This is a genomic window from Providencia heimbachae ATCC 35613 (assembly GCF_001655055.1).
GTDB classification, from domain to species: domain Bacteria; phylum Pseudomonadota; class Gammaproteobacteria; order Enterobacterales; family Enterobacteriaceae; genus Providencia; species Providencia heimbachae.
The window spans coordinates 18137-33607 of sequence record NZ_LXEW01000052.1; the positions used below are offsets into that span (position 1 = coordinate 18137).

At 42.7% G+C, this 15471-nt stretch carries 15 protein-coding genes; 12 read left to right on the forward strand and 3 right to left on the reverse strand.

Going from position 1 to position 15471, the window contains the following annotated elements; genetic code table 11:
* Together M998_RS18540 and M998_RS18545 are read left to right on the forward strand one after the other, a co-directional pair.
* Window positions 1-549 (forward strand): 4Fe-4S dicluster domain-containing protein, encoded by a 549-nt coding sequence (locus M998_RS18540; RefSeq protein WP_197713322.1) that lies wholly within the window; start codon window positions 1-3, stop codon window positions 547-549.
* 2 nt (window positions 550-551) lie between these two features.
* Window positions 552-1370: a dimethyl sulfoxide reductase anchor subunit family protein gene (locus tag M998_RS18545; RefSeq protein ID WP_068910229.1), complete on the forward strand. Its 819-nt coding sequence runs from the start codon at window positions 552-554 to the stop codon at window positions 1368-1370.
* A gap of 771 nt (window positions 1371-2141) precedes the next feature.
* On the opposite strand, the gene M998_RS18550 is transcribed toward M998_RS18545, so the two are convergent.
* Together M998_RS18550 and rne are read right to left on the reverse strand one after the other, a co-directional pair.
* Window positions 2142-2435 carry a putative quinol monooxygenase gene (locus tag M998_RS18550; protein WP_068444677.1) on the reverse strand — a complete coding sequence of 98 codons (294 nt, stop codon included), beginning with the start codon at window positions 2433-2435 and terminating at the stop codon, window positions 2142-2144.
* 202 nt (window positions 2436-2637) lie between these two features.
* A complete protein-coding gene (gene rne, locus M998_RS18555; protein ID WP_068910231.1) occupies window positions 2638-5919 on the reverse strand; it encodes a ribonuclease E in 3282 nt (1093 codons plus the stop codon).
* Between the two features lie 686 nt (window positions 5920-6605).
* Here rne and rluC point away from each other — a divergent pair.
* Window positions 6606-7565, forward strand: coding sequence for a 23S rRNA pseudouridine(955/2504/2580) synthase RluC (gene rluC, locus M998_RS18560; protein WP_068444671.1), 960 nt, complete (start codon window positions 6606-6608; stop codon window positions 7563-7565).
* A 39-nt stretch (window positions 7566-7604) separates the two neighbouring features.
* Here the strand turns inward: rluC and M998_RS18565 are convergent, their stop codons facing one another.
* Entirely contained in the window at window positions 7605-8189 is a 585-nt protein-coding gene (locus M998_RS18565) for a Maf family protein (RefSeq protein WP_068444669.1), read from the reverse strand.
* Window positions 8190-8331: 142 nt separating this feature from the next.
* Between M998_RS18565 and yceD the strand changes: the two genes are divergently transcribed.
* The 9 genes from yceD to pabC all read left to right on the forward strand — a co-directional run bounded on the left by yceD (window position 8332) and on the right by pabC (window position 15456).
* Window positions 8332-8856 carry a 23S rRNA accumulation protein YceD gene (yceD, locus tag M998_RS18570; RefSeq protein WP_068444666.1) on the forward strand — a complete coding sequence of 175 codons (525 nt, stop codon included), beginning with the start codon at window positions 8332-8334 and terminating at the stop codon, window positions 8854-8856.
* Window positions 8857-8868: 12 nt separating this feature from the next.
* The gene (gene rpmF / locus M998_RS18575) at window positions 8869-9039 is read left to right on the forward strand and encodes a 50S ribosomal protein L32 (RefSeq protein WP_068444665.1); all 171 of its coding nucleotides are present in this window, start codon (window positions 8869-8871) and stop codon (window positions 9037-9039) included.
* 23 nt (window positions 9040-9062) lie between these two features.
* The gene (gene plsX / locus M998_RS18580) at window positions 9063-10103 is read left to right on the forward strand and encodes a phosphate acyltransferase PlsX (RefSeq protein ID WP_073890219.1); all 1041 of its coding nucleotides are present in this window, start codon (window positions 9063-9065) and stop codon (window positions 10101-10103) included.
* 9 nt (window positions 10104-10112) lie between these two features.
* Window positions 10113-11063, forward strand: a complete 951-nt coding sequence (locus M998_RS18585; protein ID WP_068446525.1) for a beta-ketoacyl-ACP synthase III — start codon at window positions 10113-10115, stop codon at window positions 11061-11063.
* Between the two features lie 18 nt (window positions 11064-11081).
* Window positions 11082-12014, forward strand: coding sequence for an ACP S-malonyltransferase (gene fabD, locus M998_RS18590; RefSeq protein ID WP_068910233.1), 933 nt, complete (start codon window positions 11082-11084; stop codon window positions 12012-12014).
* A 7-nt stretch (window positions 12015-12021) separates the two neighbouring features.
* Entirely contained in the window at window positions 12022-12756 is a 735-nt protein-coding gene (gene fabG / locus M998_RS18595) for a 3-oxoacyl-ACP reductase FabG (protein ID WP_068444661.1), read from the forward strand.
* A 155-nt stretch (window positions 12757-12911) separates the two neighbouring features.
* Window positions 12912-13148, forward strand: coding sequence for an acyl carrier protein (gene acpP, locus M998_RS18600; protein ID WP_068444659.1), 237 nt, complete (start codon window positions 12912-12914; stop codon window positions 13146-13148).
* Window positions 13149-13225: 77 nt separating this feature from the next.
* On the forward strand, window positions 13226-14476 hold the full coding sequence (fabF, locus tag M998_RS18605) for a beta-ketoacyl-ACP synthase II (protein WP_068444657.1): 1251 nt from the start codon (window positions 13226-13228) through the stop codon (window positions 14474-14476).
* A 149-nt stretch (window positions 14477-14625) separates the two neighbouring features.
* Window positions 14626-15456 carry an aminodeoxychorismate lyase gene (gene pabC, locus M998_RS18610; protein ID WP_068444656.1) on the forward strand — a complete coding sequence of 277 codons (831 nt, stop codon included), beginning with the start codon at window positions 14626-14628 and terminating at the stop codon, window positions 15454-15456.
* Window positions 15457-15471: the final 15 nt, after the last annotated feature.

Genomic DNA, 15471 nt, shown 5'->3' on the forward strand with positions numbered 1-15471 from the left:
ATGGTTAAGCAATATGGATTTTTAATCAACACCAAAGATTGTTACGGATGCCGTACTTGTTCAATGGCTTGTAAATCGGAAAATGTTACTCCACCGGGAGTGCTGTGGCGTAGAGTCCGCGAATTTAACCATGATTCACCCAATACACAGGCTTTTATTACGATGTCTTGTAATCATTGTGATGACCCTCAATGCTTAAAAGTTTGTCCTGCAGATACTTACACAAAACGTGCCGACGGTATTGTGGTACAAGATCATGAAAAATGTATTGGTTGCCAAATGTGTATTATGGCATGTCCTTATCATGCTCCTGTTTTTGACCCAGCAGAAGGGAAAACCAGTAAGTGCAATATGTGTGCAGAGCGTTTAGATGAAGAATTATTACCCCGCTGTGTTGAATCTTGCCCAACGGGAGCGATTGAATTCGGTGAAATATCCGAATTACGCAAAAAACACACGACCAATTGGGAAGTGCTTGAAAAAAGATACAAGATGCCCGATCACACGATTAGTAACCCTAACATTGTTATTATTGGGATGGAGGACTAACCATGGATATTAAACATATGGAACTCCCATTAGTATTCTTCACAGTAATGAGCCAATGGGGGATCGGTGCTATCTTGGCTCTGACAATTTATCAATTTAGTGCCACTAAAGATCACCTTTTATCCGGTAAGTCACTGCGAAATGCAGTTGTTATCATTTGGCTGATTGAAGTTATCGGTTCTTCTATGTCGATGGGGCATTTAGGTGTTCCCCTAGAGGCATACCGTTCCGTTCTTGGTCTAAGCCATTCATGGCTAAGCAGAGAAGCAGTGACGTTTATTTTATTAAATGGTATCACGACATTATGGGCGCTAGCCTGTTGGTTACAACCAACGGCGAATGTACGTAATCAATTCTTAGGCAGCATAAGTGCGATTGGTGGTCTTGCAGCGATATTAGTCACAGCGCAAGTGTATTATCAAATGCTTGCTCATCCACTTTGGCATTCACCTGCAACACAAATTGCGTTTATCGGCAGTGCAATTGTGCTTGGGTTTAGTTTTGTTGCATTATTTGTCACAGGACAAAAAAAACCATTACCAAAGGCGATAAAAATCGGTGTGTTAATCGGCGTTGCATTGGTACTCGTTGCTCAAATTATTCGCACACAAATACCGGGAAGCCAAGTAGGTAGCTATCTACTGTGGTGGCAAGTGGTCATGAGTATGATACTGCCTAGTATGATCGCCAATAGATCCACTACGAAAACAGCGCCGAATAAAATATTGTTAATATTGATGATAGTGCTGATATTTAGTGGTGAATTAGCCGCCAGGGCATTGTTTTATGGAGGGGTTATGGTACAGGCTCCCTGGTTCTAACAATCCTCGTCATATTTCGCGTTGTCTCTGCGTTGGCATCGCACACTCGCCCGAGTCACATACTCGTGTATGCTCCTCGGGTCTCACTTAGCTTGCCGCCTTGTTACAACACGAACTATTTAGAGGATTGCCTTTAGGTATTTCGTGTTGTCCCAGCGTTGGCGTTGCACTCTCGCCCGAGTCACATACTCGTGTATGCTCCTCGGGTCTCACTTAGCGTGCCGCCTTGTTACAACGCGAACGTTTTAGAGGATCACCTCGTCATACTTCGCGTTGCCCCAGCATTGGCGTCGCACACTCGCCCGAGTCACATACTCGTGTATGCTCCTCGGGTCTCATTTAGCGTGCCGACTTGTTACAACACGAACGTTTTAGAGGATTGCCTTTAGGTATTTCGTGTTGCCCCAGCATTGGCGTCGGGCACCCGCCCGAGTTGCATATTTGAGTCTGTTCCTCGGGTCTCACTTAGCTTGCCGCCTTGTTACAACACGAACGTTTTAGAGGATCACCTCGTCATATTTCGTGTTGCCCCAGCATTGGCGTCGCACACTCGCCCGAGTTACATATTTGAGTCTGTTCCTCGGGTCTCATTTAGCTTGCCGCCTTGTTACAACACGAACTATTTAGAGGATTGCCTTTAGGTATTTCGTGTTGTCCCTGCATTGGCGTTGCACACTCGGCCGAGTCACATACTTGTATCTGCTCCTCGTGTCTCATTTAGCTTGCCGCCTTGTTACAACACGAACTCTTTAGTTAGTCCTTTATAATAATTTATAGAGGGAATGCATTACCCATCAACATAAGCTTAGATTCTGCTTTGCTGAACTCTTTGATTAAAGGGATAAGTCGTTGAAAATGCTCGGTGGCACAATGAATGTCTAAAGCTTCACGGTTTGGCCATTCTTCGACAAAAATAAAATGGCTTGGATCATTGTGATCAAGGTATAAATCGTAACTGATACACAAAGGTTCACGTTTTGTTGCTTCAATTAATTCACGATATAAGGGGAGTACACTTTCAATTGCATCTTCGCGAATAAAATTCTCTGCAATAACTTTTAACATAGCTCTTTCCTTTTATAATCCAAAATACTGTATATACATACATATAAACATACGGCTAGCATTAGCACAATAGTCTTAAGTTAAATTTATGATGATAATTTTTAATTGTAAATCTAAATATGAGGTTATTTTGAGATATAGCAGGTAATAAAAAAGCCTCAGTAGTTTCCTACCAAGGCTTCCTTGTTTCTAGTGTGGAAGACTAGAAACTTGCTGGTTTTGCCATTTCAGACGTCGCAACATTAGATGCAACATGACCACCGGCACCACCTTTACCTTCAAAAGTAGAGGCTTCACGTTGATACTCTTTAATCTCAAACGTTGATGCTACAGCATCAGGCGCAGGCGCTTTCGTCATTGGAGAATAAGCATAATGCTTGTGTAAACTAACCGTTTCGCGGGTAGTGACTACCGGAGCGGGTACTTCAACTACTGGCGCAATTACTTGAGTTTCTTCGATTGTTGGCTCAATAGCGGTTTCAATCACAGTATCGATACTTTCAGCTTGTGCTGGCAATTCGATTACCTGTTCTTCAGCCGTTTCTTGAATACTTTCAACTTCTTCATTCGCAACAGTAGCAGGTTCAATATGCGTCTCAGTAGCCAATTCTTCTGTTGAAGTAGAGGCTTCAATAGAAGGTGATAGCACTTCAGCAACCGCTTCAGTTTTTTCGATTACAGGCTCAACAATTTGAGTTGCAACATCTTGTTCAACTGGCGTAGTTACTGACTCTTCAACCGCAATAATTTCCATTTCCGGAGCAATAACAGCAATTTGTGACACCGTCACTTCAGCGGATTGATTTGCAATCGCACCTTGCTGTTCAAGCATTTCTTCATTCGTAATAATTGGGTAGCTCTCTTGCTGAGGCTGAACAATTGGGTAACGAATAAAGACTTTACCGGATGCGAGTTCAGGTGAAGCAACCGCTGCAACTAATGGCATTGGTGATTTATTCAAATGACGTTCATCGCGGAAACGACGGCGGCGTTGACCGCTAACACGTAAATGACGTGGTGAACGACGTGAGCGACGAGGAATGATCGTGTCTTGCTTTTCATCATCAGTCTCTTGGTCGTTAACATCTTGCAAGTCTTCGTCATTAATATTAGTCACTGAATAATCTTGGTTTGTGACTTTATTCTGCACAGCAACAACTGGCGCTGGTAATGCAGCAATAGGACTTGTTGTTACCGATACTGATTCAGTCACGATTGCGACTGGTTCAACAGCGGCGACAACTTGGTCGTTATCCGTGATACGAATTTTTTGAGTCAGTTGGCGGCGTTGACGGCGAGGAGCGGCAGGGCGTTGCTCTTCTTCATCTTTAACCGCAGGTGCTTCAACATTATTCTGAGTTTCTTGCTGTGTCTTAACCGTTTGTTGCTGGCGCTTTTCATCTTGACGGCGGCGGCGCTCAGTACGTTGCTGGTCACGACGCTGCTGTTGGTTCTCATTATTGCTAGTCTCTGCAACGGGCTCATCTTGTTGGCTGGTACTTCTATTGTTTCTGCCTTTATTCCGATTTGTTGCATCGTCAGACGGAGCATTACGATTATTGCGGTTATCTCTATTATCACGATTGTCGCGATTGTCTTTATTTTCACGATTGTCGTTATTGTCATCGCGGTCACGGCGGTTATTATTGCGACGATTGTTATTACGACGATCATTATTACGGCGACGATCATTATTATAGTTTGGACGGCTCTTAGGCGCTGGCTGTTCAACGACTTTTTCTTCTTCGCCAAATAGGCCCTTAAAGAAGGCTGCAATTTTGCTAAATAGACCAGGTGTAGCGGGTTTATCAGACTTAGCGATAACCGGTGCTTTAGCGGGAATTTCTTTAGGTTGAATTGCAGGGGCTTCGACAGGCTCTTGCAATGCAAAAGCAGAGATAGCCGGTTGTTCAGGTGCTTTACGCTCAGATGTTGGTTCTTCGATTTGATTCAGGGTTTCAGCTTCGTGGTATTGAGCTAAGTTATAGCTCAGGGTACTGACTTCTTCACCTTTACGAATACGGAGCACATGGAAGTGAGGCGTTTGCATCTGGTCATTTGGGACGATAATCACGCGAACATTACGTTGACGCTGTTCAATCTCGGTAACGGCGTTACGTTTTTCGTTCAGTAAGTAAGATGCGATTTGAACAGGAACAATCGCATGAACTTCATGAGTGTTTTCTTTTAATGCTTCTTCTTCAATTAAGCGAAGGACAGAAAGAGACAGTGACTCATTGTCACGGATAGTGCCTGTACCAGTACAACGCGGACACACGTGATGGCTTGATTCACCTAACGATGGGCTCAAACGTTGACGGGACATCTCTAGCAGGCCAAAACGAGAAATACGGGCGATTTGAATTCGCGCACGGTCTTGGCGCACCGCTTCACGTAAACGGTTTTCAACTTCACGTTGATGCCTAACTGGCGTCATATCGATAAAGTCGATAACAATTAAACCACCAAGGTCACGAAGACGTAATTGGCGTGCAATTTCATCAGCCGCTTCAAGGTTAGTACTAAATGCGGTTTCTTCGATATCACCACCACGAGTCGATCGTGAGGAGTTAATATCGATAGCGGTTAAAGCTTCAGTAGTATCGATAACCAGCGCGCCACCGGAAGGCAAACGCACTTCACGTTGGAACGCAGATTCGATTTGTGATTCGATTTGATAGTGGCTAAACAGCGGTACATCGCCGCTATAGTGTTTGATTTTGCTTGCAAAATCACCACGGCCAATTGCTTCAATATGGTTACGTGCCATTTCAACAACTTTAGGGTTGTCGATAAGTATCTCACCAATATCAGGGCGCAGATAATCACGGAATGCGCGCACGATAACGTTACTTTCCTGATGAATAAGGAAAGGTGCAGGGCGATTTTCAGCAGCCTTTTGAATAGCATCCCAGTGACGTAGGCGATAAAGTAAATCTTGCTGCAGGGATTCTGCTGATTTACCAACGCCGGCAGTACGAACAATTAACCCCATACCTTCTGGGATTTCTAAACAAGACAATGCTTCTTTAAGTTCGGTACGGTCTTCACCTTCGATACGACGAGAAATCCCGCCTGCACGTGGGTTGTTTGGCATCAGGACAAGATAACTACCGGCTAAACTAATAAAGGTTGTTAACGCTGCACCTTTATTACCACGTTCTTCTTTATCAACTTGAACAATAACTTCTTGGCCTTCCTTTAGAACATCTTTGATGTTAGGACGACCTTGAGAGTGATAGTTGCTAGGGAAGTATTCACGAGAGATTTCTTTGATCGGAAGGAAACCATGTCTTTCAGCACCATAGTCTACGAAAGCAGCTTCAAGACTCGGTTCGATACGTGTAATTTTACCTTTGTAAATATTTGCCTTTTTTTGCTCATGACCTGGGCTTTCAATATCCAAATCATAAAGACGTTGCCCGTCAACAAGGGCAACACGCAGCTCTTCCTGTTGAGTTGCGTTGATTAACATTCTTTTCATGTTGTTACTTACTCATTATTTTTTACTTTTAAATAAAGAGCAGCGAAAAAAAGAGCTACTGTAAACCGATGGCCTCATGATTTTTACAAAACCGCCTGCCTCCCGGCAGTCGTTCGTATAGAGACGCGCAATATTCGGTGAACCTGATTTTTAGATTAAAAATTCAGCGTTCTTAATCAGGATGCCGTAAATGTTTATACAAACGGAAGTTCCTAACCCAATAAGCTAAAATTCGTTGCTCGCTAATTTATTTGATGTTGTTAAATGTCTTACGCCATTGCAGCATCGTTACGCCATCAAATAACAAATTCTATACCCTTAGTCCTTCAAGCTACCTAGGTGTTATCTTTGTCTAACTCCCGAACTACATATTCATCTATGCCCATTGGGGCAGTTCTACGCGATGCCTACATGTAACCCGACCTATTAGGGGTATCATTACATAAAACGACTACATAAAAGCCAATTCTTGTTTTTAAGCATCTTGGCCACTACATATTATTCCATTGTCATGTACATTATAGCAAGTTGCGACGTAACTTATATGGAAATTTTATTTAGAAATAGGATTATTCAGGCAGAAAATAACCAATTTGAAAAAAAAGATAAAAAAAATTGCGGAGTCGGTATGATAGAGATAGCGAATAAGTGCATATTTTAATCAATTAGAGTTAACGCAATCCTTAATGAAAACACAAAACCAAGTACAATTTATTGATATTAGCGATGACGAAGCTGGCCAACGCATCGATAACTTTTTGTTAGCAAAGCTTAAAGGTGTCCCTAAGAGCCTGATTTATCGCATCATTCGTAAGGGTGAAGTCCGAGTAAATAAAGGGCGTATTAAGCCTGAATATAAGCTTTTGGCGGGCGATCAGGTCAGAGTTCCTCCTGTTAGAGTCGCAGAACGTGATACAGCACCCGTTTCAGCAAAATTAGATAAAGTTGCTGCGCTAGCCGATTGCATTTTGTATGAAGATGAATCGATATTGGTGATAAATAAACCATCAGGTACTGCTGTACACGGTGGTAGTGGTTTAAGCTTTGGTGTGATTGAAGGGCTGCGAGCTTTACGTCCTGAAGCGCGTTTTCTTGAACTAGTGCATCGTTTAGATAGAGATACCTCAGGTATTTTGCTGGTGGCAAAAAAACGTTCAGCATTGAGATCGTTACATGAGCAACTGCGCCTTAAGCAAATGCAAAAAGACTATTTAGCATTAGTGCGTGGAAATTGGCAGTCACACATGAAAGTCGTTCAAGCACCGCTACTGAAAAACATTTTACAAAGTGGCGAGCGTATTGTGCGGGTTAACAGTGAAGGGAAAGCCTCTGAAACGCGATTTAAAGTTGAAGAGCGTTTCGATAATGCCACATTGGTAAAAGCAAGTCCTGTAACGGGTAGAACCCACCAGATCCGTGTTCATACCTTGCATGCCGGCCATCCTATTGCTTTTGATGATCGTTATGGTGATAAGCAATTTGACAGCCAATTAGCAGGCACGGGGCTAAAACGTTTATTTCTTCACGCCAGTTCATTGAAGTTTACTCACCCTAAAACCGGTGAAGAGATGTGTATCCAAGCACCATTGAATGCAGAATTAAATCAATGTCTGAAAGTGATGCGTTCGCGTAAAACAAACGCATAATCCTCTACTGGCAGGTTCAACCTGCCAGTGATATTTAATTTAGTCTACGAGTGGGTTCACTCCATGCTGTCGTAACATATTGAGCAATAATATAATCGGTAACCCGATCAACGTATTTGGGTCCCGCCCATCCAATCGCTCAAATAAAGCGATACCAAGTCCTTCAGATTTAAAACTTCCTGCACATTGATAGGGTTCTTCTTTATGAAGGTAATGGGTGATTTCTACATCACTTAGTTGTCTAAAATACACATCAAATAACTCGCACTGAACATTGAATTGGCCTGTTTCAGTATCTAGCAAGCATAAGCCGGTATAAAAAGTCACCTTGTTACCGGAAGCCGCTTTAAGTTGTTTGAATGCATTATCAAATGAATGGGGTTTGCCCACAATTTTTTCATTAATCACGCAGACTTGGTCAGAACCAATGATTAAATGTTGTGGGTACTGCAATGCCAAAGCATTCGCTTTACCTTGAGAGAGTCGAGTGACTAAAGCTTGTGCGGATTCATTCAGTATAGGGGATTCATCAATATTGGGCGCAGCCGCTAAAAAAGGTAATCCTAATTTTTTTAACAGGGCTTGCCGATACTCAGAAGTTGATGCCAAAATAATCGATTTCATGATTTTTCTCAAAACTCATAGCCAAAAGGGATAACTCATTTTAAACTATATACCGCAAAACCTGCGATTTTTGGTGAAAAGGCGAGTTTACCCCGCCTTTTTCTTTGACTATATCTCATTAGAAAGTTAATATGCGCGCCTTATGCAAAAGGTAAAATTACCCCTGACTATTGATGCAAAGCGTACTGCTCAGAAAAACCTCGATTATGTCGGGACTTATACCCCTGAGCAAGTGACGAGAATTGCGGAATCGGTAGTCAGTGTAGACAGCGATGTTGATAGCGAATTATCATTTAAAATTGATAACCAACGCTTGACAGTAATAGAGGGTCGTTCCGTTACGGATGTCACTTTAGAATGTCAACGCTGCGGAAAAGATATTAAGCATCATGTCGACTTAACGTATTGTTTTAGTCCTGTCGTCAATGACGAAAAGGCCGAAGCATTACCGGAGAACTATGAACCTGTTCATGTAAATGAATTTGGTGAAATAGATTTGCTGGGAATGATAGAAGATGAAATAATTCTTTCCTTACCAGTTGTTCCGGTTCATGATTCTGAACACTGTGAAGTGTCCGAAGCGGACATGGTCTTTGGTGAACTGCCTCCTGAGGTAGAAAAACCAAACCCATTTGCCGTATTAGCCAGTTTAAAGAAAAGTACTTAAGGAGTAAGGTCAATGGCCGTACAACAGAATAAACCAACTCGTTCAAAACGCGGTATGCGTCGTTCACATGATGCACTGACTGCAACCCTAGTATCAGTAGACAAAACTTCCGGTGAAACTCACCTGCGTCACAATGTGACTGCAGATGGCTATTACCGTGGCCGTAAGGTTATCAACAAGTAGTTTTTAACTTACAAGTTGATACCTTGGCTAATCTAACCATCGCGTTAGATGCTATGGGCGGGGATGTTGGTCCCCGCATCACGGTGCCTGCTGCTTTGCAGGCACTAGCATCTAATCCAGCGCTAAAATTACTGCTTGTCGGTCAACCCGAAGCCATTCAACCTTTGCTTGCACAATATAGTGCCGAGCAAATTTCGCGCGTCGAAATTATTCCAGCACAAGGCGTTATCGCAAATGATGCAAAACCATCAAATGCAATAAGGCAAAGTAAAGGAACATCAATGCGTGTGGCTTTAGAGTTAGTGAAGACAGGGCAGGCACAGGCGTGCGTGAGTGCAGGGAATACCGGTGCGTTAATGGGACTCGCTAAATTGATGTTAAAATCAATTGAAGGTATAGAGCGTCCAGCATTGATGACGATATTGCCAAACCAGCGAAAAGGTCAAACCGTTGTGTTGGATCTCGGTGCAAACGTCAACTGTAGTAGTGAAATGTTAGTGCAATTTGCCGTGATGGGTTCGGTAATGGCAGAAGAAATTGCTCATACCGTTAAGCCCAAAGTTGCTTTACTTAATATTGGTGAAGAAGAGAGTAAAGGACTGGATAATATCCGCGAAGCCGCCGCAATCTTAAAAGAAACGGCATCAATTAATTACATTGGTTATGTTGAAGGCAATGAATTGCTGACAGGTAAAACAGATGTAGTAGTGTGTGACGGCTTCGCAGGTAACGTCTCACTTAAAACGATGGAAGGCGTAATTCGCGTTATTCTATCTTTATTAAAGTCGGCAGGCGAAGAAAATAAAAAGCGTAGCTGGTTTGTTCAACTGGCTAAGAAATGGCTAAAAAAACGTTTAATGAAACGTTTTGGGGATATGAACCCCGACCAGTATAATGGTGCGACTCTGTTAGGATTAAAAGGGATTGTCATCAAAAGCCATGGTGCAGCGAATGAAAGAGCGTTTCAAGCCGCTATCGATCGTGCAGTTCAAGCTGTGGAAAGACAAGTTCCAGATAGAATAGCAGCTCGACTAAATACTGTTTTACCCAGGAGTGATCAATAACCTATGTCTATGTACAGTAAAATTTTAGGAACGGGCAGCTATTTGCCATCGCAAATTCGCACCAATGCTGACCTGGAAAAAATGGTTGATACTTCTGATGAATGGATTGTCACTCGCACAGGCATAAATGAAAGAAGAATTGCGGGTGAAGACGAAAGTGTTTCCGTTATGGGGTTTCGCGCTGCGCAAAACGCATTAGAAATGGCGGGTGTTGATAGTAGCGAAATTGGCTTAATCATTGTTGCAACAACGTCGGCAACACATGCATTCCCAAGTGCGGCATGCCAAATCCAGCAAATGCTGGGAATTAATGACTGTGCCGCATTTGATGTTGCAGCGGCTTGCGCCGGTTTTACCTATGCAATCAGTATCGCGGATCAATTTGTTAAAACAGGTATGACCAAAAAAGCACTGGTGATTGGTGCGGATGCATTATCGAAAACATTAGACCCGAGTGATCGCGGTACCATTATTTTATTTGGTGATGCGGCGGGTGCGGCGGTTATTGGTGAATCCAATGAGCCCGGAATTATTTCGACGCACCTACATGCAGATGGCCGTTATGGTGATCTATTAACATTACCAAATCGTAGCCGTTGTTCTGAAGATCCGGCTTATTTGACGATGACAGGTAATGAAGTATTTAAAGTTGCAGTGCGTGAATTAGCGCATATTGTTGATGAAACATTAGCGCAAAGCGGTATTGCAAAAGAAGAACTTGATTGGTTAGTACCACATCAAGCTAATTTAAGAATTATTTCTGCGACGGCTAAAAAGCTTAATATGACAATGGATAAAGTTGTTATTACGCTAGATCGTCATGGGAATACTTCTGCGGCGTCAGTTCCAACAGCACTCGATGAGGCTGTACGTGATGGTCGCATTCAGCGAGGCCAGCTTGTGCTATTAGAAGCATTTGGCGGTGGGTTCACTTGGGGTTCGGCGCTGGTTCGTTTTTAATTTACTGAGAAAACAAACATGACACAATTTGCTATGGTATTTCCCGGACAGGGTTCTCAGTCTCTTGGAATGTTAGCATCACTAGCTGAAGAAAATCAGTTGGTTGAACAAACATTTGCTGAGGCATCTGAAGCATTGGGTTACGATCTTTGGGCATTAGTACAAAATGGACCAGAAGAAGAATTAAACAAAACATGGCAGACACAGCCTGCATTATTAGCAGCATCTGTGGCAATCTTTCGTGTTTGGCAAGACAAAAATGGCAAAATGCCAGTGATTATGGCAGGCCATAGTCTCGGTGAATACTCTGCATTGGTATGTGCAGGTGTGATCGATTTCAAAGAAGCAATAAAACTAGTTGAGCTGCGCGGTAAATTGATGCAAGAAGCTGTTCCTGTTGGCACGGGAGCGATGTATGCGATTATTGGCTTAGACAACGAATCGATTGAAAAAGCATGTAAAGAATCGGCTCAAGGGCAAGTAGTTTCCCCTGTTAACTTCAATTCACCGGGACAAGTGGTTATTGCGGGTGAAAAAGATGCGGTTGAACGAGCCGGAACGGCATGTAAAGAAGCGGGTGCTAAACGCGCACTTCCTTTATCCGTAAGCGTGCCATCACACTGTGCATTAATGAAGCCTGCGGCTGAAAAATTAGCCATAGCGTTAGAAAAAATTGAATTTTGTGAGCCAGATTATCCAGTTATCAACAATGTTGATGTTAGAATTGAGCCATCGGCGAAAAATATTCGTGATGCATTAGTTCGTCAATTGTATAATCCAGTACGTTGGACAGAAACGGTAGAGTTAATGGCAGAACAAGGTGTCGAGCATCTTGTTGAGATGGGGCCAGGCAAGGTATTGACTGGTCTTACCAAGCGAATTGTCTCTAATTTAACTGCCGTAGCAGTTAATGATCCTGTATCATTAAACACTGCTTTAGAAAATATCTGAGGACGACATGAGCTTTGATGGAAAAATTGCACTGGTAACTGGTGCGAGTCGTGGGATTGGTAAAGCCATTGCTTTAACGTTAATTGCACGTGGCGCGACGGTTATTGGTACTGCAACAAGCGAAAAAGGTGCTGAAGCAATTACTGCTTATCTTGATGGTAAGGGTAAAGGTTTAGCGCTAAACGTGACTGACCCTGCATCAATCGAAGAAACTTTGACCAAAATTCGTGAAGAATTTGGCGAAATTGATATTTTGGTTAACAATGCAGGTATAACACGTGATAACCTATTGATGCGAATGAAAGAAGAAGAGTGGCAAGATATTATTGACACCAATCTTTCATCCGTTTACCGTTTGTCAAAAGCTGTTTTGCGTGCCATGATGAAAAAACGTTGTGGGCGTATTATTTCCATCGCATCTGTTGTGGGCGTTATGGGAAATGCAGGGCAAACAAACTACGCAGCAGCGAAAGCTGGGCTGATTGGTTTTAGTAAATCATTAGCTCGTGAAGTCGCTTCTCGTGGTATTACTGTTAACGTTGTTGCTCCAGGTTTTATTGAAACTGATATGACTCGGGCATTGACAGAAGAACAGCGTGCGGGCATTTTATCTCAGGTTCCTGCGGGTAAATTGGGTGATGCACAAGAAATTGCCAGTGCTGTAGCATTCTTAGCTTCTGATGAAGCGGCTTACATCACAGGTGAAACATTGCATGTCAATGGTGGCATGTACATGATCTAAAGAAATGAGGGAACCATTTGCATTATTAGTTTTATCTGTATCAAAAATAATGCAAAATAATGGTTTCCACAGTCGGGATTGGGTTGTATCTTTTCCTGTATTCATAAACTACGAAAACCATCGCGAAAGCGAGTTTTGATAGGAATTTTAATAGTATGAGCACTATCGAAGAACGCGTTAAGAAAATCATCGTTGAACAACTGGGTGTTAAAGAGGACGAAGTTGTAAACACAGCTTCATTTGTTGATGACTTGGGCGCTGATTCTCTTGACACAGTTGAGCTAGTTATGGCTCTGGAAGAAGAGTTCGATTGCGAAATCCCTGACGAAGAAGCTGAAAAGATCACGACAGTACAGGCTGCAATTGACTACGTCGAGAACGCATCTAAGTAATTGTGATAAATCATGTCTAGGCGATCACTCGATCGCCTATGTTTCTTTTGTAATATTTCCCTCCTAGGAGGATATGCGTGTCTAAGCGTCGTGTAGTCGTAACTGGACTCGGCATGTTATCTCCTGTCGGCAACACAGTTGAATCATCATGGAAAGCTGTTTGTGGCGGACAGAGTGGTATCAGCCTTATAACTCATTTTGATACTACTAACCACGCAACTAAATTTGCTGGCTTAGTAAAAGATTTCAATTACGAAGAATTTGGCATTTCATCTAAAGATGAAAAAAAGATGGACCTATTTATCCAGTACGGTATTGCTGCGGGCAACCAAGCCTTTAATGATGCTGGATTGGAAGTAACAGAAGCCAATGCTACGCGTATCGGTGCAGCGATTGGTTCTGGTATTGGGGGGTTAGGGTTAATTCAAACTAACTGTGAGACACTCCTTAATAAAAGCCCTAAAAAAGTAAGCCCATTCTTTGTTCCATCGACAATTATCAATATGGTTGCTGGCCATTTGAGCATTATGTACGATCTGCGTGGTCCTAGTATTTCTATTGCTACCGCATGTACATCGGGTGTTCATAATATTGGACATGCAGCTCGAATGATAGCTTACGGCGATGCAGATGTTATGCTTGCAGGTGGTGCAGAAAAAGCATCAACACCACTGGGTGTTGCAGGTTTTGGTGCAGCGCGTGCATTATCGACTCGCAATGATGACCCTCAAGCCGCTAGCCGCCCTTGGGATAAAGACCGTGACGGTTTTGTTTTAGGCGACGGTGCCGGCATCATTGTTCTTGAAGAATATGAGCATGCGAAAGCACGCGGTGCGAAAATATATGCTGAAATAGCAGGCTTTGGTATGAGCAGCGATGCCTACCATATGACGTCACCACCAGAAAATGGTGAAGGTGCCGCTCGTGCTATGGAAAACGCATTGAAAGATGCGGGTATTGATGCAAGCCAGATTGGGTATATTAATGCTCATGGTACATCAACACCAGCAGGTGACTTAGCTGAGGCTCAAGCCGTTGTCTCTGTATTTGGTGAAGATACTGATGTTTTAGTCAGTTCAACGAAATCAATGACAGGGCATTTACTCGGTGCTGCGGGTGCAGTTGAATCTATCTTCACAATTTTATCATTGTGTGATCAGGTCGTCCCGCCAACCATTAATTTGGAAAATCAAGATGAAGCTTGCAAACTTGATCTTGTTCCTGGTAAAGCGCGCAAAGTTGAGAACATGGAATACGCTCTATGTAATTCATTTGGCTTTGGTGGCACAAACGGCTCATTGATTTTCCGCCGTTACCACGCTGAATAACCGTTTTACCTATTTAAATAAAAGCTTCAGCTACCATTTGGTACTGGGGCTTTTATTTTACCCATCCTTTGCAGTGTTTCCTGCTTTAGTTTATGATAACTCCACTCTGTTAATGTCTGATTTATCAGCTTTTATTATAAGTAAAATCAATGTCATATTGGATTAATGGTATTGCCAACAATCAAATAGAGGTCACTGATCGTGCTGTATCCTTTGGGGATGGCTGCTTTACGACGATACATGGTGTAAATCGGCAAGCACAAATGCTCGATAATCACATCGCTCGATTAATGCGTGATAGCCAAAGATTGAAACTCCCTCAACCGGATTGGGCTGCACTTACAGGGCATATTGAATCCATCTGTCGTGATCAAACCGATGATGAATTTGTGATTAAAGTGCTAATTAGCCGAGGATCTGGGGGACGAGGTTATAGTTCCATCGGTTTTAATAAGCCGACAGTGATAGTGAGTGTTTCTGCATTTCCACATAACTACTGTCAGCTTCAGTGCTCAGGAGCTCAACTTATTGTAAGCCAAATACCATTGAGCCGAAATTCAGTATTGGCGGGTATGAAACACCTTAATCGACTGGAGCAGGTGTTGATCCGTCAAGAGATAGATCAAGAAAAAAGCGATGAAGCCGTTGTGCTGGATACTAACGGTTTTATCGTTGAATGTTGTAGCGCCAATATTTTTTGGCGTATCGGTAATCAAGTATTTACACCTAGATTATCGTATTCAGGCGTAAATGGGTTAATGAGACAAAAGATAATAGCGCTTCTTGCTAACAGCCATTACTCTTTGGAAGAAGTTGAACGCTTTCCTGCGATATTGGCGCAGTGTGACGAGGTTTTAATGTGTAATACATTGATGCCAATAATACCTGTTGCAGAAATTAAAGTGAGCGAGCCTAAATCACGACTGAAGTACCCATCAAGAGAGCTATTTGAATACCTCTTTTTACGTTGTCGAATATAGTTTTGGTCAATATCG

What these genes read in the sequence shown, in the direction of transcription:
- M998_RS18540 (WP_197713322.1), top strand. Translation starts at nt 1, where the DNA reads ATGGTTAAGCAATATGGATTTTTAATCAACACCAAAGATTGTTACGGA.
- M998_RS18545 (WP_068910229.1), top strand. Translation starts at nt 552, where the DNA reads ATGGATATTAAACATATGGAACTCCCATTAGTATTCTTCACAGTAATG.
- M998_RS18550 (WP_068444677.1), bottom strand. Translation starts at nt 2,435, where the DNA reads ATGTTAAAAGTTATTGCAGAGAATTTTATTCGCGAAGATGCAATTGAA.
- rne (WP_068910231.1), bottom strand. Translation starts at nt 5,919, where the DNA reads ATGAAAAGAATGTTAATCAACGCAACTCAACAGGAAGAGCTGCGTGTT.
- rluC (WP_068444671.1), top strand. Translation starts at nt 6,606, where the DNA reads ATGAAAACACAAAACCAAGTACAATTTATTGATATTAGCGATGACGAA.
- M998_RS18565 (WP_068444669.1), bottom strand. Translation starts at nt 8,189, where the DNA reads ATGAAATCGATTATTTTGGCATCAACTTCTGAGTATCGGCAAGCCCTG.
- yceD (WP_068444666.1), top strand. Translation starts at nt 8,332, where the DNA reads ATGCAAAAGGTAAAATTACCCCTGACTATTGATGCAAAGCGTACTGCT.
- rpmF (WP_068444665.1), top strand. Translation starts at nt 8,869, where the DNA reads ATGGCCGTACAACAGAATAAACCAACTCGTTCAAAACGCGGTATGCGT.
- M998_RS18585 (WP_068446525.1), top strand. Translation starts at nt 10,113, where the DNA reads ATGTACAGTAAAATTTTAGGAACGGGCAGCTATTTGCCATCGCAAATT.
- fabD (WP_068910233.1), top strand. Translation starts at nt 11,082, where the DNA reads ATGACACAATTTGCTATGGTATTTCCCGGACAGGGTTCTCAGTCTCTT.
- fabG (WP_068444661.1), top strand. Translation starts at nt 12,022, where the DNA reads ATGAGCTTTGATGGAAAAATTGCACTGGTAACTGGTGCGAGTCGTGGG.
- acpP (WP_068444659.1), top strand. Translation starts at nt 12,912, where the DNA reads ATGAGCACTATCGAAGAACGCGTTAAGAAAATCATCGTTGAACAACTG.
- pabC (WP_068444656.1), top strand. Translation starts at nt 14,626, where the DNA reads ATGTCATATTGGATTAATGGTATTGCCAACAATCAAATAGAGGTCACT.